18 protein-coding genes are annotated in these 17,297 nt (G+C 71.2%); 10 read left to right on the top strand and 8 right to left on the bottom strand.

The annotated features are described in order from the left end of the window. Both ABD714_RS13835 and ABD714_RS13830 read left to right on the top strand, forming a co-directional pair. On the top strand, positions 1-220 hold a 220-nt coding region (locus ABD714_RS13835), incomplete at its 5' end, for a hypothetical protein (RefSeq protein ID WP_344812967.1). A gap of 107 nt (positions 221-327) precedes the next feature. Beyond that, a complete protein-coding gene (locus ABD714_RS13830; RefSeq protein ID WP_344812966.1) occupies positions 328-1,359 on the top strand; it encodes a hypothetical protein in 1,032 nt (343 codons plus the stop codon). Between the two features lie 23 nt (positions 1,360-1,382). Here the strand turns inward: ABD714_RS13830 and ABD714_RS13825 are convergent, their stop codons facing one another. Next, positions 1,383-1,706: a hypothetical protein gene (locus tag ABD714_RS13825; RefSeq protein WP_344812965.1), complete on the bottom strand. Its 324-nt coding sequence runs from the start codon at positions 1,704-1,706 to the stop codon at positions 1,383-1,385. A 420-nt stretch (positions 1,707-2,126) separates the two neighbouring features. Here ABD714_RS13825 and ABD714_RS13820 point away from each other — a divergent pair, with 420 nt between their 5' ends. After that, entirely contained in the window at positions 2,127-3,710 is a 1,584-nt protein-coding gene (locus ABD714_RS13820) for a protealysin inhibitor emfourin (RefSeq protein WP_344812964.1), read from the top strand. A 239-nt stretch (positions 3,711-3,949) separates the two neighbouring features. Here the strand turns inward: ABD714_RS13820 and ABD714_RS13815 are convergent, their stop codons facing one another. From ABD714_RS13815 to ABD714_RS13795, 5 genes are all read right to left on the bottom strand, one after another. After that, complete coding sequence (locus ABD714_RS13815; protein WP_344812963.1) at positions 3,950-4,243, bottom strand: hypothetical protein; 294 nt, start codon at positions 4,241-4,243, stop codon at positions 3,950-3,952. Between the two features lie 58 nt (positions 4,244-4,301). After that, positions 4,302-5,471: an o-succinylbenzoate synthase gene (gene menC / locus ABD714_RS13810; RefSeq protein ID WP_344812962.1), complete on the bottom strand. Its 1,170-nt coding sequence runs from the start codon at positions 5,469-5,471 to the stop codon at positions 4,302-4,304. Beyond that, positions 5,468-6,277: a GNAT family N-acetyltransferase gene (locus tag ABD714_RS13805; RefSeq protein ID WP_344812961.1), complete on the bottom strand. Its 810-nt coding sequence runs from the start codon at positions 6,275-6,277 to the stop codon at positions 5,468-5,470. The genes menC and ABD714_RS13805 overlap by 4 nt, the downstream gene beginning before the upstream one ends. 108 nt (positions 6,278-6,385) lie before the next feature. Then, a complete protein-coding gene (locus ABD714_RS13800) occupies positions 6,386-7,144 on the bottom strand; it encodes an SDR family NAD(P)-dependent oxidoreductase (protein ID WP_344812960.1) in 759 nt (252 codons plus the stop codon). Then, entirely contained in the window at positions 7,141-8,019 is an 879-nt protein-coding gene (locus tag ABD714_RS13795) for a fumarylacetoacetate hydrolase family protein (protein ID WP_344812959.1), read from the bottom strand. The genes ABD714_RS13800 and ABD714_RS13795 overlap by 4 nt, the downstream gene beginning before the upstream one ends. Positions 8,020-8,192: 173 nt before the next feature. Here ABD714_RS13795 and ABD714_RS13790 point away from each other — a divergent pair, with 173 nt between their 5' ends. Genes ABD714_RS13790 through ABD714_RS13780 form a run of 3 tightly spaced genes read left to right on the top strand, consistent with a single transcriptional unit; the run spans position 8,193 to position 11,760 of the window. Then, positions 8,193-9,476 (top strand): enolase C-terminal domain-like protein, encoded by a 1,284-nt coding sequence (locus ABD714_RS13790; RefSeq protein WP_344812958.1) that lies wholly within the window; start codon positions 8,193-8,195, stop codon positions 9,474-9,476. Between the two features lie 2 nt (positions 9,477-9,478). Further along, positions 9,479-10,792, top strand: a complete 1,314-nt coding sequence (locus ABD714_RS13785; protein WP_344812957.1) for an alpha-L-fucosidase — start codon at positions 9,479-9,481, stop codon at positions 10,790-10,792. Further along, the gene (locus ABD714_RS13780) at positions 10,789-11,760 is read left to right on the top strand and encodes an aldo/keto reductase (RefSeq protein WP_344812956.1); all 972 of its coding nucleotides are present in this window, start codon (positions 10,789-10,791) and stop codon (positions 11,758-11,760) included. The genes ABD714_RS13785 and ABD714_RS13780 overlap by 4 nt, the downstream gene beginning before the upstream one ends. Positions 11,761-11,798: 38 nt before the next feature. Here the strand turns inward: ABD714_RS13780 and ABD714_RS13775 are convergent, their stop codons facing one another. Then, positions 11,799-12,500 (bottom strand): FadR/GntR family transcriptional regulator, encoded by a 702-nt coding sequence (locus ABD714_RS13775; protein WP_344812955.1) that lies wholly within the window; start codon positions 12,498-12,500, stop codon positions 11,799-11,801. A gap of 608 nt (positions 12,501-13,108) precedes the next feature. On the opposite strand from ABD714_RS13775, the gene ABD714_RS13770 reads away from it, so the two are divergent. Together ABD714_RS13770 and ABD714_RS13765 are read left to right on the top strand one after the other, a co-directional pair. Beyond that, a complete protein-coding gene (locus ABD714_RS13770; RefSeq protein WP_344812954.1) occupies positions 13,109-13,330 on the top strand; it encodes a hypothetical protein in 222 nt (73 codons plus the stop codon). Positions 13,331-13,438: 108 nt separating this feature from the next. Further along, positions 13,439-13,891 carry a hypothetical protein gene (locus ABD714_RS13765; protein WP_344812953.1) on the top strand — a complete coding sequence of 151 codons (453 nt, stop codon included), beginning with the start codon at positions 13,439-13,441 and terminating at the stop codon, positions 13,889-13,891. 63 nt (positions 13,892-13,954) lie between these two features. On the opposite strand, the gene ABD714_RS13760 is transcribed toward ABD714_RS13765, so the two are convergent. Continuing rightward, the gene (locus tag ABD714_RS13760; RefSeq protein WP_344812952.1) at positions 13,955-14,743 is read right to left on the bottom strand and encodes a hypothetical protein; all 789 of its coding nucleotides are present in this window, start codon (positions 14,741-14,743) and stop codon (positions 13,955-13,957) included. Positions 14,744-14,885: 142 nt separating this feature from the next. On the opposite strand from ABD714_RS13760, the gene ABD714_RS13755 reads away from it, so the two are divergent. Further along, a complete protein-coding gene (locus tag ABD714_RS13755) occupies positions 14,886-15,452 on the top strand; it encodes a hypothetical protein (RefSeq protein WP_344812951.1) in 567 nt (188 codons plus the stop codon). Between the two features lie 239 nt (positions 15,453-15,691). Then, positions 15,692-17,098: a hypothetical protein gene (locus ABD714_RS13750; RefSeq protein WP_344812950.1), complete on the top strand. Its 1,407-nt coding sequence runs from the start codon at positions 15,692-15,694 to the stop codon at positions 17,096-17,098. Positions 17,099-17,297 lie beyond the last annotated feature (199 nt).

Raw genomic sequence — 17,297 nt, 5'->3', positions numbered from 1 at the left:
GGGCCAGGTTACGGCCCATCACGGCCAGGCCGGTGACACCGATCTGCGCGAGCTCAGTCATGGGTGGAGCCTCTCGGGAGTGCGGGAGAGATGGGGGACGACACGCAACTCGTCGGCACCCATCGCGACGGACGAGCAGGACCTGCGGAACTTCCTGACCTCGGAGCGCGTGCCGCGACAGACAGCTCCGGTCATCGCGTTGCTCCTGCGGGGTGTGTGAGACGATCACGGTCGAGTGGCAGTGGTGCGACGCTCAGCGTATCGGGGGCCGATCCGCCCGTCTCACCCGTGCCACCGGGGCAATCACGGCTCGGGAGGTGTCGCGTCATGCTGCAGTCGCTCGGGGTCTCCGGGTCCGCCGAGGCCCTCTACATGCTCCTGGCGCCGCTGGATGCGGCGTCGGAGACCGAGCTCGCCGAGCTCGCCACAGGCGATCCCCAGGAGACGGCTGCTCTGCTGGTTGAGCTGCAGGACCTGGGCTTGGCCCGGCCCACCGGCTCGGGGGCGTGGGAGCCGCTGCCCCTGCTCGCCGCCGTCGCTGGTCTGAAGATCCGACGGGTGGCCGAGATCGAGGCGGCGACCACGGCCGCCGAGACGCTGCAGAACCGCCTGCTCGCCCGGACCCAGGACCACGGCGAGGGCTACGTGAACATCCTCGTCGGCCGCGAGGCCATCCTGGAGACCCGGCTCGAGCTGTGCGAGACCGCGGTGCGCGATCTCTGCGCGTTCGACAAGCCTCCCTACGTGGCGTCCCGCCAGAACGTCACCACCGCTGCGTTGAGTGTCGAACCGGAGTGGCAGGCCCTCGACCGCGGCGTCAACCTCCGTTGCGTGTACCACCCCGGCTTCGACGAGGACCGGCTGACCGAGCTGGCGCTGTTCGCGACCAAGGGTGAGCAGTCCCGGACCGCACCGGTGCCGATGAAGCTCCTGCTGGCCGACCAGCAGGCGGCGCTCATCCCGTCGATGCGGTCCTACGAGCCCGGCCAGGAGCTGCGGGCCTCGGTGGTCCGACACCCGTTGCTGGTGGAGGCACTGCAGTGGCTCTTCGAGGCCGTCTGGGACGCCTCGGTGCCCATCGTGACGACCGCCAGCGTCACGGAGTCCGATCCGCGGCGCCAGATGCTGATCTCGTTGATGATGACCGGTTCCACCGACAGCGCGATCGCGACCCAGCTGGGGATCAACGTGCGGTCGGTCCGGCGGTGGATCTCCGAGCTGATGGACGATCTCGGCGTCACCACCCGGCTCCAGCTCGGCGCGGCCCTCGTCCGGGCCGACAACCTCGGACAGGTGTCCTACATGCGTCCCCGGGGCGGACAGAGAACTACCCCCGAGCCACGGCGGGCTCAGGGGTAGGTCGTCGTCCGGACAGCAGACGGTCAGACGCTGTTGGCCACCGAGTTGGCCAGGTCACCTTTGGAGACGCTGTTGGCGCGGTCGCCACTGGAGACGCTGTTCGCGCGGTCCTCGTTGGAGACGCTGTTCGCGTCGCCCTGGCTGACGGAGTTGGCATCGGTCCCTGAGGTCCCGGCCGTCCCCGACTCGCTGAGGTTGCGGAGGTCGATGTCGAACACGACCCTGGTCGCCGATGTCGGCGAGGCTTCGGCGGGCAGTGCAGCGAGTGCCCCTGCCGCCAGCGCGCCACCGACCACAGCTGCTCCCAACAGCCGAGCCCAACGACGCGCACCAATGACTCGATGCATGTGATCCCTTCCTTGGTCGTCCGCGCCGTTCCCGCGACGCGAATGATCCCCTGACGTGTGGGACAAACTTATGGCGCCCCGGTGTGAACGTCATCAAGAGCAGAAAGGGAAAAGAGGACATGTCATCAAGTGGACACGCCTGACTCGCGTTAGGGCCACTACTAACTACGACCCGCGTACAAGTTGATGACGACCTGCGACCCCTGTCCTGTGGTAATGGCGGTGCGGCCGCGGTGGTGGGCCCGGGGACCGTCGTACTGCCCCGAACAGACTCGACCTGTCGGCCCCACGCGGTCAACCCATCCGACAGAATTTCTCAGGTTCGGGTACCGTCCGGGGCCGTCGGTGGGCGCGTCGCACGCGGGCGACCTCGGTATCCCGCACGAGCCCGCTGTCACAGGCGTGGTGCACCCTGGGGACATGACCGTGTCCCCCTCCCCCACCCCACTGCCGCGGCGGGCCCGCTGCACGTTCGTGCCGCCCTACCTGCTGCATCACCTCGCCGCCGAGGACCGTCCCACGCTCGCGGCCGCCGAGCACCCGTGCGGCCGGACCCTGCGGATCGACGCCGGATTCCGCGAGCGGCGCGAGCAGGCGTCCGCCGAGCCGAGTCTGCGAGCGTCGGGACCCACCGCTGACGCTCCGGCCGGCGACCGCTGGGTCATCCACACCGCCGCCAACGAGGAGACCCTGCCCGGCGCGGTGGCCCGGACCGAGGGCGACCCCGCCACCGACGACCCGGCCGTCGACGAGGCCTACACGTGGACCCAGCAGGTCTGGGACCTCTACCAGCAGCAGTTCGACCGGCTCTCCTACGACGCCGCGGGGAGCACCGTCTCGGTCACGGTCCACTACGGCCAGGCGTACGACAACGCCTTCTGGGACGGCGAGCAGCTGGTCTTCGGCGACGGCGACGGTCAGATCTTCGAGCGGTTCACCAAGCCCGCGGACGTGCTCGCCCACGAGTTCAGTCACGGCGTCGTGCAGTACACCTCGGGCTTCACCTACAACGGCCAGTCGGGCGCTCTGAACGAGAGCATCGCCGACGTCTTCGCTGCCATGTCGGTGCAGCACGCCGCCGGCCAGACCGCCGACCAGGCGAGCTGGCTGATCGGTGAGGGCCTGTTCAAGCCCGGCATCAACGCGACGGCCCTGCGCTCCATGCTCGAACCGGGCACGGCGTACGACGACCCCCAGCTCGGCAAGGACCCCCAGGTGGGCTCGATGGCCGACTACGTCGACACCACCGAGGACAACGGCGGGGTGCACCTCAACTCGGGCATCCCGAACCGGGCGTTCGCGCTGGCCGCCCGCAGCGTCGGCGGCCGCAGCTGGGAGCAGATCGGCAAGGTCTGGTACGCCGCGCTGACCTCTCCCGACGTCACGGCGTCGACGGACTTCACGGGGTTCGCCGACGCGACAGTGGCGGCCGCCACCACGCTGTTCGCCGGCACCCCGGTGCCCGACCAGGTGCGGGCCGCCTGGGTGGAGGTGGGGGTGCTGGAGAGCTCGGTGCCCGTCGACGTGGTTGAGCCCGCCCCGTCGACCCCACCCGCCCCGTCGACCCCACCCGCCCCGTCGACCTCACCCGGCCCGGCCGATCCGGCCTCGCCGTCGGACCCGGCCGATCGCACCCCGGAGCCGGACTCGTCGGACCCGGGCGGCGCCGCTGACCCGGGCGCCCCGGCGCCGACCGCTCCGCAGACGGTGGCGGTACGCCGCAGCGGTGGGTTCACCGGACAGGTCCGCAGTGCTGAGCTGGAGCTGGGCGAGGACCCGCAGGCCGTCGAGGTGCGCCGGCTGCTCCGACGAGTGGATCTGCAGAGCGTGACGACCAGCGGCGAGGCCCCGGACCGGTTCGTCTACACGGTCGCGGTCGGTGAGCAGACCATCACCGTGGGCGAGCGCGACCTCACCCCCGACTTGCAGCGCGTGGTCCAGATCGTGCTGGGGTCGGGTGGCACCCCGCCCGATCTCGGAGGCAACGGCTCCGACCTGCGGTGAGCCTGCGGCGGCGGGTGGCGCTCAGGCGCCATCCGCCGCCGACCGGGTCACGTCAGGTTCATGATCACCAAGACGAGCACGATGATCACCAGGACACCGATGATGGTGCCGATCACTCCTCTGTTCACTGCGACCTCCTGAGGCGGGAACGGGGTTTATCGCGTAAACGTAGCGTCTGCGGGAGGGGTTGGCCACCACCGACAGGTCACGCTTCGGCCTCGGTCGGACCCCGGCCCCGCTCAGGCGGTCCAGCCGAGCAGCCGCTCACCCAGGGTGAGCGCCCCCAGCCACACCAGCACCGCGATCACCGGCAGCGCAACGAGCCGCCAGGGGTGGGATCGGAACCACCGGATCCCGAGCACCACCAGGGCGACCCAGATGATCATCAACCCCACCACGGCCCAGAGCGGCGCCACCAGACCGGACGCCAGGTAGTAGAAGCCGATCACCAGCAGCGCGGCCATGGCCAGGCCGCCGACCACCAGGCTGAGCACCCGGCGACCGTCAGTGGTCGCCCGCACGTCGTCGGTCATGTCCGCATGATGACACCTCGCGCCCGCGGGTGCGGCGCCGGCGACGGAGCGCTCGCCGTCAGCGGCGGAAGACCACGCTCAGGTCCGTACGGAACCGTTCCAGGAGCTCCGGGATCGGCGCCCGCCCGATGCCGGGGGTGGTGTCCACGGCGACCTGGCCGTCGACCATCTCCACCGGTTCGGTGAGGTCGACGTCGTAGAACCGGGAGGAGGCCGAGATGTCGCCCGGCAGCACGAAGCCCGGCAGCGACGCCAGGGCGGCGTTGGCCGAGCGCCCCAGTCCGGTCTCCAGCATCCCGCCGCACCAGACGGCGATCCCGTGGGCCCGGGCCAGGTCGTGGATCCGTACGGCCTCGAGGTAACCACCGACGCGACCCGGCTTGATGTTGATCACCTGGGCCGCGCCGAGAGCGATGGCGTCGGCCGCGGACCGGGCGGAGACGACCGACTCGTCCAGGCAGAGGGGGGTCTGCAGCCGGGTGGCCAGGACGGCGTGCTGGCGGAGGTCGTCCTCGGCCAGCGGCTGCTCGAGCAGCAGCAGCCCGAACTCGTCCAACCGACGCAGCGTGGTCGCGTCGAGCAGGGTGTACGCGGCGTTGGCGTCCACCTGGAGGGGCACGTCGTCACCGAACACCCCTCGTACGGCGCGCACGAGCTCGACGTCCCACCCGGGCTTGATCTTGAGCTTGATCCGCACGTAGCCGTCGTCGAGATACCCCTCGACGACCCGGAGCGTCTGTTCGATGGACTCCTGGATGCCGACCGACACCCCCGAGGGAACGGTGGACCGCACCCCGCCCAGGTAGGCGGCGAAGGACTGCCCGGAGGCCCGCAGCTGCGCATCGAGCACCGCCATCTCCACGGCCGCCTTGGCCATCGGGTGACCGATCACGTGCCGCAGCCGGTGGCCCACGGTCTCCGCCACCAGGTCGTCGGCATCGCCACCTTCGGTGTCGCCGGCTCCGTGCGGTCCGCCCTGCTGGCCGGCCGTGAGCGCCGGAACCAGCCAGCGGCCGATCACCTGGGCGCACCCGTCGACGTACTCGCTGGAGTAGAGGGGGTCCTCCATGGCGACGCACTCCCCCCAGCCGGTGACCGGGCCGGCGGCCGTGTCGGCGCCGATCTCCACGATCAGCGCCTCCTTGCTGTGCTCGGTGCCGAACGAGGTGGTGAACGGCGAGACGAGCGGCATCGAGATCCGGTGCAGCCGCACCCGGGTGATGATCATGAGAGGGTCCTGTTCACGGGGCTCCCGCCCTCTGGTCGGGGTGGTTCCACCCGGTAGCCGGTCCCCCGGTCGAAGCCGGTGATCGACCAGCCGTCGGCGAGCAACGGCTGCAGGACGTCGCGGACCTCCGTACGCCAGCGCGACGCGGTGGTCGGGGCGACGCGACGCAGGGTCGTGATGTCGTCGGGCACCGCGACGGTGACCGGGGTCGCCGGGTCGAGGTCGGCGCGGGCGGTGCCGGTCGCGGGCGCGCCGTCGACGTCGATCAGCAGCTCCACGGCCTCGACGGTTGATCTCGGCGGTGCGGGCTCGGTGAGCCGCCACCGAACCAGCAGCCGATCACTGGCGTCACCCCGGTTGAGCACGTCGTCGAGGTCGCCGTACAGGTCGGGCAGGTAGCTCTCCGGGCGAGCACCGAGTCGTACGTTGACGTACGCGTTCCGCGAGACCAGCGGGTCGTAGGTCCAGGTGATGGCGGAGCCGCCGCGGGCGAGCACCCACGCGCGCTGGTGCTGCTTGAGCGCCGACCCGACCCCGCGTCCGACGTGACCGGGCAGCACCCCGGTGATGTGGGAGTGCAGGGTGCCGCCGGCCGGCACACCCCAGAAACCCAGGGCCGCGCCGATCATGTCCTCGCCCGCGTAGGCGGCGGCGAGATAGCCACCGGCGTGGGAGAGGGCGACCATCAGGGCCGGGTCCACCTCGTGACCGGCGTCGGCACGGAACCAGATCGCGTCCCACAGCGTCGACGCGGCGGTCATCTCCCGGCTGCCGGCGAGCTCCCGCACCGTGACGTCGTCGACCACGACAGCGGAGTCTAGAACCTCGCTGACGCCCCCCTTCACTCGCCGACGCCCCCCGTGCAATCGGGGCGTCAGTGAGTGAAAGGGGGCGTCAGCGAGAAAGATCCGTTGTCACTGACCGGCCGGGCGGAGGCGCAGGGCCTGCATGCCGCCGTCGACGGCGAGGGCGACCCCGGTGGTGGAGCCGGCCCGGGGGCTGGCCAGGTAGGCCACGGCCCCGGCGACCTCGTCGGCGGTGACCAGCCGACCGTGGGGCTGCCGCGCCTCCAGAGCCGCTCGCTCGGCCGCCGGGTCGGCGGCGCTGTCCAGCAGCCGCCCGACCCACGGGGTGTCGGCCGTGCCGGGGTTGACGCAGTTGACCCGGATCCCCTCCCGCAGGTGGTCGGCGGCCATCGCCTGGGTCAGGGACAGCACCGCGCCCTTCGTGGTGCTGTAGAGCGCCCGCTGCGGCAGGCCGGCCGTGGCCGCGACCGAGCAGGTGTTGACCACCGCCGCCGCCCGGGACGCGCGCAGGTGCGGGAGGGCGGCGCGGGTCACCCGGACCATGCCGATCACGTTGATGTCGAGGACCCGCTGCCACTCCTCGTCGGGGTTGTCGGCCACGGTCCCCTGGGCCCCCACACCCGCGTTGTTGACCACGATGTCCAGACCGCCGAAGCGGTCCACCGTCCCCTGGATGGCGGCTCGGACGGAGGCGTCGTCGGCCACGTCACAGCGGAAGCCGACCAGGGGCGGGGCCACGTCCTCGGTGTGCAGGTCGAGCACCGCCACCTGCGCTCCGCCGCGCGCCAGCTCGGCAGCGATGGCGGCGCCGATCCCGGACGCGCCACCGGTGACCGCGGCCACCAGCCCCTCGAAGTCGCCGCTCATGCGGGACCAGCCCCACCCTGACCAGCCGCGTCCGGACCGACACCGGTCATCAGCTGCCGCTGCGCACCGAGACCGTCGATCTCGATCCGGACCACGTCACCCGGCCGCAGGTACGGGAACCGTCCCGACAGGGCCACCCCCTCGGGCGTCCCGGTCAGCACCACGTCACCGACCTCCAGCGCCAGGTACTGGCTCAGGTGCCGGATGATCGTCGGGCAGTCGAAGATCAGGTCCGCGGTCGTGGAGTCCTGACGCGGCTCGTCGTTCACCCAGCTGCGCAGCCGGAGCGCCGCGTGGTCGACGTCGTCGGTGCTGACCAGCCAGGGTCCGATCGGGGTCGAGCCGGGCACGCACTTCCCCTTGCTCCACTGGCCGCCGGACTCCTCGATCTGGAAGGTCCGCTCGGACAGGTCGTTGACCACGGTGAAGCCGGCGACGTAGTCGAGGGGGTCCTCGTCGTCGGTCAGCTCGTACGCCCGCTTGCCGATGATCATGGCCAGCTCGACCTCCCAGTCGATCTTGGCCGCCCGCGCGGGGATCCGGAAGTCGTCGCCCGGCGCGGCGATCGTGTTGGGGGTCTTGAGGAACATGACTGGCACCGCGGGCGGCGCGGCACCCGACTCGGCGGCGTGGGCCGCGTAGTTCATCCCGATCGCGATGACGGCGCCGGGCGTGGCCACCGGGGCCTCGAAGACGGCGTCGGTCAGGTCGAACCGGTCGAGCCGGCCGCCGGCCGCCGCGGTGGCCGCCTCCGCCAGCAGCGGCAGCGTCGTGGGTGTCAGGTCACCCAGCAGCTCGGAGAGGTCGTACGCCTCGTCGCCGGAGACCACCACGGGCCTCGTGCCGTGCACGGTCCTCACGCGGGCGAACTTCATGACTCTCCTTCGCTGCCACACCGGTGCGACCGGACACGGAACTGTCCCGGCCGGTCGACACCATACATCGGACTATGCCGACCCGGCAGAGCTACTCATCGCGTTCAGAAGGCCTGTTGACCCTCAGAGGTCGGATGTCTAGGCTCGGAAGCCCGCGCGACGGAAGGACTCCCGTGTCCAGGATCTCTGCAGCCGAGACGGTCGACGTCCGGTTCCCCACGTCCCAGCAGCTCGACGGCTCGGATGCCATGAACCCCGACCCGGACTACTCGGCGGCCTATCTCACCCTCGTCAGCGACGCCGGCGACGGCCTGGTCGGGGCCGGGTTCGTGTTCACCATCGGCACCGGCAACAACATCGCCGCCGAGGCCATCCAGACCGTGGCGGACGCACTCGTCGGCGAGTCCGTCGAGGACCTGCTGGCCGACATGGGGGCCACCTACCGCCGGTTCGTCTACGACTCGCCGTTGCGCTGGCTCGGACCGGAGAAGGGCGTCGTGCACATGGCCATCGGCGCCGTGGTCAACGCCTTGTGGGATCTCAAGGCCAAGCGCGCGGGGCAGCCGCTGTGGCAGCTCGTGTCGTCGCTGTCCCCCGAGGAGCTGGTCGGTCTGGTCGACTTCCGCTACCTGACCGACGCCCTCACCCCCGAAGAGGCCCTGGAGATCCTCCGGCGGGCCGAGCCGGGTCGCGCGGAGCGGACCGCCCAGCTGCTGGAGCGCGGCTACCCCGCCTACACCACGACCCCGGGATGGTTGGGCTACAGCGACGAGAAGATGGTCCGACTCGCCCACGAGGCCGTCGCCGACGGGTTCGACCAGATCAAGCTGAAGGTCGGCCACGACCTCGACGACGACATCCGACGTCTTGCCCTGGCCCGTCGCGAGGTCGGTCCCGACATCAAGATCGCCATCGACGCCAACCAGTGCTGGGACGTCGACGCCGCCATCGCCTGGGTGCGGGAGCTGCAGCCGTACGACCTGGCCTGGATCGAGGAGCCGACCAGCCCCGACGACCTGCTCGGCCACGCGACGATCCGCAAGGCGCTGGCCGGGGTGCCGGTGGCGACCGGTGAGCACACCGCGAACCGGGTCATGTTCAAGCAGCTGCTCCAGCTGGAGGCCATCGACGTGATGCAGATCGACGCGGCCCGGGTCGCCGGGGTCAACGAGAACATCGCGAACCTGTTGCTGGCCGCCAAGTTCGGGGTCCGGGTCTGCCCGCACGCCGGCGGCGTGGGGCTCTGTGAGGCGGTGCAGCACCTGTCCATGATCGACTTCGTGGCGGTCAGCGGCTCGTGGGACAACCGCTACCTGGAGTTCGTCGACCACCTGCACGAGCACTTCGTCGACCCGGTCCGGGTGGTCGACGGGCGCTACCTCGCCCCGCGGGAAGCCGGAGCCGGCACGGAGATGCTGGCTGCGTCGGTGTCCGAGTACCGCCACTCGGCGGTCTGATCATGGTCGCGGCCGCGCCGCCGGACCTGGCCTCGTTCACCCACGACCGGCTCGGGCTCTTCCTCCACTTCGGTCTCTACGCGCTGGCCGCCCGGCACGAGTGGGTGCAGAACCGGGAGCGGCTCCACCCCGACGCGTACGCCAGGTACTTCGAGCGCTTCGACCCGGACCTGTTCGACGCCACCGACTGGGCCCGGCAGTGCCGGCGGGCGGGCATGCGCTACGCGGTGCTGACCACCAAGCACCACGAGGGCTTCTGCTTGTGGGACAGCGAACACACCGACTTCAAGATCACCAACACGCCGTTCGGACGCGACCTGGTGGCGGAGTTCGTCACGGCGTTCCGGGCCGAGGGGATCAAGATCGGGTTCTACCACTCGCTGCTCGACTGGCACCACCCGGACTTCGTCATCGACGGCTTCCACCCGCTGCGGGACGAGCCGGATCTCGACCAGCTCAACGCCGGCCGCGACATGGCCCGCTACCGCCAGTACCTCCATGATCAGGTACGCGAGCTGCTGACGTCGTACGGCGAGATCAGCTACCTGTTCTACGACTTCTCCTACCCGGCCCGCCTGCACCCGGAGATCCATCATCACAAGGGGGCTGAGGACTGGGGCTCGCGCGAGCTGCTGGAGCTGACCCGGCGGCTGCAGCCCGGCATCGTGGTCAACGACCGGTTGGATCTGCCCGGGGACCTGGTCACACCCGAGCAGTACCAGCCCGCGGGGCCGATGCTGCGACCCCCCGGCACGCCCCAGGACCCGGGCCGCTCGGAGCTGGTCGCCTGGGAGGCGTGCCAGACGATCAACGGCAGCTGGGGCTACCACCGGGACAACACGCTGAACAAGACGCCGGACATGCTGGTCCGGATGCTGGTGGACGGGGTGAGCAAGGGCGGCAACCTGCTGCTCAACGTCGGCCCGACCGGGCGCGGCACCCTGGACCCGGCGTCCCAGGAGACGCTGACAGGCCTGGGCGCGTGGATGCGGTTGCACGGGCGGTCGATCTACGGTGCCGGACCCAGCGAGCTGACCCCGCCACCCGACTGCCGCTACACGGAGCGCGGCGACCGCCTGTACCTGCACCTGTTCGCCTGGCCCTTCGAGCACGTCCACCTGCCGGGGCTGGCCGGGCGGGTGGCGTACGCGCAGCTGCTGGACGACGCCTCCGAGATCTTCCTCGCCAGCAGCGATCCCGAGGCGCCGGCGCACAACACGGAGATGGGCGGGCAGCCCGCCGGCACCTTGACCCTCACCCTGCCGACCCGTCGGCCCGCCGTGGCCGTCCCCGTCGTGGAACTGTTCCTGTCATGAGCACCGTGGACGGCGCGCAGCGCGCGATCCCCGAGGACCTCGGCCGCCTCGGCCTGGGCACGGCGGGCATCGGCAACCTGTTCACCGCCATCTCGGACGAGACCGCGCAGGAGATCGTCCACACCGCCTGGGCGAGTGGCGTCCGCACCTTCGACACCGCGCCGCACTACGGCCTGGGTCTCGCCGAGCGCCGCCTGGGCGAGGCGCTGGCCCGCTACCCGCGGGAGGACTTCCTGCTCTCCACCAAGGTCGGGCGTCTGCTGGAGCCGTCGCCGGAGAACGCCGGCCGCACCGACGACGGAGGCTTCGACGTGCCCGCCACCCTGCGACGGGTCTGGGACCCCAGCCCGGCCGCCGTCCGGCGGTCGCTGGCGGAGAGCCTGGAACGACTCGGCACGGGGTGGATCGACATCGCCTACCTGCACGACCCGGACGAGTACGACCTCGACGGCGGCATCGCCACGGGGCTGCCGGCCCTGGCCGAGGCCCGGGACGCCGGCTCGGTGCGCGCCATCGGCATCGGCTCCAAGTCCGTCCGCGCGCTCGCCACCGCGGTCCGCACCGGGTTGTGCGACCTGATCATGGTCGCCGGTCGGCTGACAGTCCTCGACCGCAGCGGGGCCGAGCTGATCGAGCTGTGCCAGGAGCACGGGGTCGGCATCGTCAACGTCGGCGTGTTCAACTCCGGAGCGCTGGCGGCGCCGACGCCCGGTCCCGAGCTGCACTTCGAGTACGCGCCGATCACCCCTGATCGACTGGCCGCGTTGGAACGCGTGCACGCGGTGTGCGCGGACTTCGGGGTGGCGGTCGCTGATGCCGCGCTGCAGTACTCCTGGCAGCTGCCAGGAGTGGTCAACGTGACAGTGGGCGCGGCCGAGGCCGAGCACGTCCGCGCCGCGGTGGCCGGGATGGACACACCCATCGACCCCGCCCTCTGGCCGGCGCTGGCGGCGGTCGTCGAGTCCTGACCTTCATCTGCTCGCGCGCGCGAGCAGATGAAGGGCCGTCAGGCCGGAGGCGGCGTGGCAGGTTCCTCCCGGAGTGCTCGCCGGACCCAGTCCTCCACCCCGGACACGTGGGCGGTGAGGTGCGCCGCGACCAAAGCCGGGTCGCGCAGCTCCAGAGCCGTCACGATCTGCGCGTGCTCACCCAGCGTCCGTTCGATCGCGCCCTGCTGGGTGATCCCCCGCCACACCCGCACCCGGCCGGTCCGGCCCGCGACCACGTCCAACAGGTCCCCGAGGAACTCGTTGCCGGCGATCCGGGCGATCCGGCGGTGGAAGGCCAGGTCGTGGGTCACCAGCTCCTCCACGCCCGAGTCCCGGCCGACGTCGTCCAGGCTCGCTCGCAGCTCGGCGAGCTCCTCGGCCGTGATCCGGGCCGCTGCCTTGGCCCCGGCCGCGGCCTCCAGCAGCCGCCGCACCTCGAGCAGGTCCAGGATGGTGTCGTCCTGCTGGAGCTCCAGCACGAACGCCATGGCGTCCATGGCCGAGCTCGGTCGGAGGTTGGTGACGTAGGTGCCGTCGCCCCGGCGTACGTCGAGGACGTTGATCATCTCCAACGCCTTGACCGCCTCGCGCAGCGAGTTCCGGGAGAGCCCGAGCGACTCGCTCAGCTCCTTCTCGGGGGGCAACCGGTCCCCCGGACGCAGACCCCCGGACCGGATCAGGTCCCGGATCCGCGCGATCGCCTCGTCGGTCACGGCCATCGGCGAAGCCTCTCGACGGGCCGGGGATCGGCGGGTGGGACGGCACGGGCCTCGTGGGCGACCACCGCACCCACCGCTACCGCCATGGCCTGATCCTAGGGCTGGAGCGAGCGCGCCGTACGCCGTCGTGCCCTCGCCGCCGAGCGAAATTGTCCTCTTGAGGACATTGCACAAAGCGGACAGGTTTTTGGCTGTCGGCCCCGTGGACAGGGGTCTAGAGTTCTGGATGTCGGCAACCGGGGAACCCCCGAGCTCCGGGATCCGACACAGTGCCACCCGGGCAACTCCCCTTGTGCCCGTGATGTGGCCGTGGGCGCGGCGGACCTGACGCTGCCAGCGCCACGACAGTAGTCCGTATCGGGAGGGGATTCCCCCGATCCCCTCCCGACGGACCGCTTTCTCCTAAAGGCGGACCTCCGGCACAGCAGTTCCGTTGAGGGCGCCTGGGTCCTCGCTCTGCCACACGCGGCCCCGCGTTCCTCGGGTCCGGGCTGCGCACACCACCGAGGTCACACCCCCGAGGAGCACCCGCCCGCCCGCCGGCGAACTGCATCGGCGTCCTATGGTGTCGTGGTCCGACCCGAGCAGAATCCACCGAAGGAGTCCCCATGGCCGTCACCGCCGATCTCGCCAAGCTGCTGGACAAGGCCTGGGAGGACAAGAGCCTCGACGAGGTGCTGGCCGCGCCCGTCGGAGCGCTCGCCGGGGTCTCCGACGCCGACGCGGCCGCGCTGCAGCAGGCCTTCAACATCAAGACCGTCGGAGATCTGGGTCGCAACAAGCACGTCCGGGCGGCGCGTGCGCTGTCGGATCTCGCCGAGCTGGCCTGACTCAGGACCACTCCCCTCTCCCGCCGGTCGACCCCTCGACGCCGGACGGCGACAGCCGGCCGACGACCGGGCGGGAGCGGGACGCACCCGCGCGGCAGACTGGGCGACGTGACTCCACCAGCGGACCGCACCGCTCGGTCCGAGCTGACGCTCCCTGATCAGTGGCGGGCTCTGGCGCTCCGGCTCACGGTCGTGATCCTGCCGGCGCAGCTGGTCGGCGCCTTCGTCGGCTTCCTCCCGATCCTGCTGCTCGGCTCGTCGGCCGTCGGTCTTCCCTGGCTCTCGGGTCTGGTGCTCGTGGGGATCGGGCTGGTCGGCGGCGCCGCCATCGGCCGCCTGGCACGTCCGCCGAGCCAGCACCCGCGGTCCGCGGTGGTCGTCGCCGCCGGCTTCGGTCTCGTCGGGTTCCTCGTCCTGCGCCTGCTCGTCCAGATCCGGCTGCCGGAAGGAAGCGCCCCGCCGGTGCTGGCCTGGGTGGTCGGCGCCGTGGTGGTCGTGCTGGTCCAGTCGCTGGTGGTCGCCGTCCTGTGGCGGCGACGAGCGCTCCGCAGAGACGACTGAATCCAGGGCGGCTGAGGGAGCCGGCGCCGAGCGAGGGAACCGGCCGACCAGCCGGTGTCCGCGTCAGGCGGTGAGGTCGGCCGGGACGGCTGCGGGAGCGGACAGCCCGGCGGGCGGACGCGGCGACGAGCCGGTGCCGCAGAACAGGCATCCCGTGAGCGGGCGGGCAGCGCCGCAGATCTCGCAGTCGTCCTGGGACAGCGGGGGCCAGGACGGACCGGCGAGTCCGCAGAGCTCCACCGAGCGGCGGGTCCGGTAGGGCGCATCGGTCTCGGCTCCGACCGACACCAGCCGCGGCTCGTTGTCCCCCAGCTGCTTGCGCAACAGGGCGGGCACGTCCTCGGCGGCGTACAGCTGCTCGTCACCGTCGGGTGCGAAGCCTCCCGGCCCACGACTGGGACCGCTGTCGGAGCCGAGCTCCACGAAGTAACCCCCCGACCGCACCAGGCTCGCGGCCGACTGGGCGAGTGACGGCACCGGACGGCGCAGCCTGAGCACCCGCGGGTGCCACACGATGCTGCGCGACCGCGCGGCGGCCTGACCGACCAGCTGCACGGCCGCCCCCGGCTCGGACCACCCGTCCTGGGTGTCGCGCAGCGCCTGGACAGCGGCTCCGATCAGGGTCAGGGTCAGCGCGTGGTGGTCGAGCACGAGCACCCCCACCCGCACCGTGGGGTGGGTGGCCACGACGACGTGGGCCTGCTCGCGCGCACGGCGCTCGAGATGACGCGGTGTCAGCAGCATCACGTGGGCGGCGGGGCTCGCTGGGAGGGCGGTGAGCAGGGCGGTCGGCCCGACACCGACGCCGAGCACCGTTCCGAGGCCGGACGAACCGGCAACCGCGATGTCCACAGGTATCCCCTGACGAAGAGCAGCAGCACGGGCGACCGGGGGGGTCCCACCGCCCCGAGGCGCCAGGCCCGGACATTAACACGGGGCGAGGTCCGCCACGTGGGATCCGCGAGGGGCTCCCGGACGGGTAGCCTCGGCCGGCATGCGACGCAGACGCCAGACGGAGCGGGTGCCGGGCCGCCGGCCGACGTGGCTGCTCGGGTGCGTGGTGCTCCTCACTCTGGCGCTCGGTCTGTTGCCGAGCTGCTCGGACCCGGACGCGGCGACGTACACCGAGGTCACGGTCGGCAAGCTGACCGTCGACCGCCCGGCCGCCTGGGCGACGGAGATGTCGGTCGAAGCTCCGTGGAACCAGGGATTCCGGCTGACTCCGAACTCGGTGGAGCAGCTGCAGGTGTCCGGCGACTTCGGCGACTACCCCACGGCAGCCGCGGCGATGGGCACCCTCGTCGGCCAGGCCCAGGTCGGGCTCAAGGACTTCCAGATCGTGGAGAGCCGCGACGTGGAGATCAAGGGTGCGACCACCGGACGGGTGACCCGCTTCACCATCACCGACAACTCCGGGTCGCAGCTCTCGGGGGAGTGGTTCGTGGCCGCCCACTGGCCATATCCGCAGTCGGTCGCCGTCTCGGTGCTGCAGCCGCAGTTCGACGCGGATCTCGAGCGCCGCATCCTGGACTCGATGGAGCTCGAGCCCGTCCTGCAGTGACACCCCCAAACGCCGTTCGTCCTGCCACGACGGCCGTACGCCGTCCGTCCTGCCCGAGGAACAGGTCGCCGGCGCCCGGGTGGGCACCGACCCGGGGGATCGGGTCCGGCTCTGGGCCCTCGGGCCCATGTCCGGGACACGCCTCGCGGCTAGTGTCGCCGGGACACCGACGACAGGACGGACCAGACATGCTGACCCGCTGGAGGGCTCTTCGCTCCCGGCCCGCGGCAGGCGCGGCCATGGTCGAGATCGCCGCGGCCTGGGGGATCGCCGCCCTGGTGGTCGCGGCCATCGTGCTGGGTGTCCAGGGAGCGAACATCGCGGCCTACACCGGACGGGTCCTCTGCACGATCATGACCTCGGTCGGCGGCGACGGGTCGTGCGGTGACTCCGAGACCCAACCGCCGCCCACCGAGCAACCCCCCTTCGACCCCAAGCCGACGAAGTGCAAGCTGGGTGACAAGTCCGAGAAGGTCAACTCGGTGGTGAAGATCGCGTTCCTGGAGTTCGGCGAGAACGCCGGCTTCGTGGAGACCACCTACAGCGACGGGACCGTCACCTACACCGCGACGGACGGCGCCTCCGTGGGCGTGACCGCAGGAGTGGGCGGCAAGCTCGAGCTCGGTGAGCTCGAGGCCGGGGCCAAGGTCGACTTCGGCGCAGGCTTCCAGGTCGACTACGGCAGCACCTGGGTGTTCAAGGACGCCGGCGAGGCGGAGTCGATGCGCAAGCAGCTGGACACGTACCTGATGGAGCAGGAGATGGTCCGTCACGACGACACCGGCGGCTACTCCATCGGGATCTTGATCAGCGGCGGCTTCACCGACCCGCCGAAGCCACCCAGCCTGCACGTCAGCTCCTTCGAGGTGAAGGGCGACGTCGGGGGCAAGGTCGGCCTGAGTCTGCCCTTCGAGAACTCCAGCTCCGGCTCCGGCTCGGGCTCGGGGGGCCAGAGCTCGGGGGTGCCCAACCTGAACCTCGCCAACGCGGGCGTGAAGTTCGGCGGCAGCAACAAGTGGACCAAGATCACTGACGACGACAGCGGCAACACGACCTGGACCACCACCGGTGAGACCTTCGGCGAGGCCAACGGCACGCTCGGTCCCCTCGCCGGCGAGCTCAAGGGCGTGCTCGGCACGAGCATCGCGATCACCCGCAACGCCGACGGAGAGATCACCCGGGTGGGACTGGTCACCACCCGGGAGGGCAAGGCCACCGGGACGGTCAACTCGGGTCAGAAGGACCTCGGCGGCAATGCCTCCAGCTCCGGCTCGGACGGCACCCTGACCGTCACCACCGCATCGCTGGACGTGACCACGGCCGACCAGCGGAACCTGGTCCAGGGCTGGCTGGCGGCGCAGGAGTCGGGCGGCGCGGTCTCACCGGCCACGCTCTACCCGGACCGGCTCGTCGACGGTGACCCCTTCCAGAACCTGATGTACACCAACGCCACGGTGAGCAACGTCGAGTACAGCAACGTCTCCGACAAGACCGGCTTCGCCGCCGAGGTGAAGGTCGGGGTGGCGTTCGGCGTCGACTTCAGTCTGGAGACCTCCGAGACCAAGGCCGAGTCCGCCAGCTACCTGGGCGTCCCGGGGTCCGACGGGGTCCGTTCCCCGGTGGACTTCCCCGAGTGCGTCGCCTGATCCTCTGCCCGGTGATCTCCGCGGTCCTCGGTCGTCACCCGCGCACCGCGGAGTCTCCGCACGGCTGACGCCGGCGCCCACTGCCGACGTCCCTGCACCGGTGACGCCTCTCAGCGCCGCTGACCCCTCACTGCACTGCCGACGCCTCACTGCCCGCTGACGGCTGCAGCTCGTGCGGCGAGACTCGGCGTGAACCACC

Source organism: Microlunatus aurantiacus (genome assembly GCF_039536605.1).
Classification (GTDB): Bacteria; Actinomycetota; Actinomycetes; order Propionibacteriales; family Propionibacteriaceae; genus Microlunatus; species Microlunatus aurantiacus.
Note: the sequence above shows the minus strand (reverse complement) of the source record. Positions and strands in the feature narration are given on the sequence as shown.

Bases quoted from the DNA above. Each gene is read 5' to 3' on its own strand.
- ABD714_RS13830 (WP_344812966.1), top strand. From the start codon at position 328: ATGCTGCAGTCGCTCGGGGTCTCCGGGTCCGCCGAGGCCCTCTACATG.
- ABD714_RS13825 (WP_344812965.1), bottom strand. From the start codon at position 1,706: ATGCATCGAGTCATTGGTGCGCGTCGTTGGGCTCGGCTGTTGGGAGCA.
- ABD714_RS13820 (WP_344812964.1), top strand. From the start codon at position 2,127: ATGACCGTGTCCCCCTCCCCCACCCCACTGCCGCGGCGGGCCCGCTGC.
- ABD714_RS13815 (WP_344812963.1), bottom strand. From the start codon at position 4,243: ATGACCGACGACGTGCGGGCGACCACTGACGGTCGCCGGGTGCTCAGC.
- menC (WP_344812962.1), bottom strand. From the start codon at position 5,471: ATGATCATCACCCGGGTGCGGCTGCACCGGATCTCGATGCCGCTCGTC.
- ABD714_RS13800 (WP_344812960.1), bottom strand. From the start codon at position 7,144: ATGAGCGGCGACTTCGAGGGGCTGGTGGCCGCGGTCACCGGTGGCGCG.
- ABD714_RS13795 (WP_344812959.1), bottom strand. From the start codon at position 8,019: ATGAAGTTCGCCCGCGTGAGGACCGTGCACGGCACGAGGCCCGTGGTG.
- ABD714_RS13785 (WP_344812957.1), top strand. From the start codon at position 9,479: ATGGTCGCGGCCGCGCCGCCGGACCTGGCCTCGTTCACCCACGACCGG.
- ABD714_RS13780 (WP_344812956.1), top strand. From the start codon at position 10,789: ATGAGCACCGTGGACGGCGCGCAGCGCGCGATCCCCGAGGACCTCGGC.
- ABD714_RS13775 (WP_344812955.1), bottom strand. From the start codon at position 12,500: ATGGCCGTGACCGACGAGGCGATCGCGCGGATCCGGGACCTGATCCGG.
- ABD714_RS13770 (WP_344812954.1), top strand. From the start codon at position 13,109: ATGGCCGTCACCGCCGATCTCGCCAAGCTGCTGGACAAGGCCTGGGAG.
- ABD714_RS13755 (WP_344812951.1), top strand. From the start codon at position 14,886: ATGCGACGCAGACGCCAGACGGAGCGGGTGCCGGGCCGCCGGCCGACG.
- ABD714_RS13750 (WP_344812950.1), top strand. From the start codon at position 15,692: ATGGTCGAGATCGCCGCGGCCTGGGGGATCGCCGCCCTGGTGGTCGCG.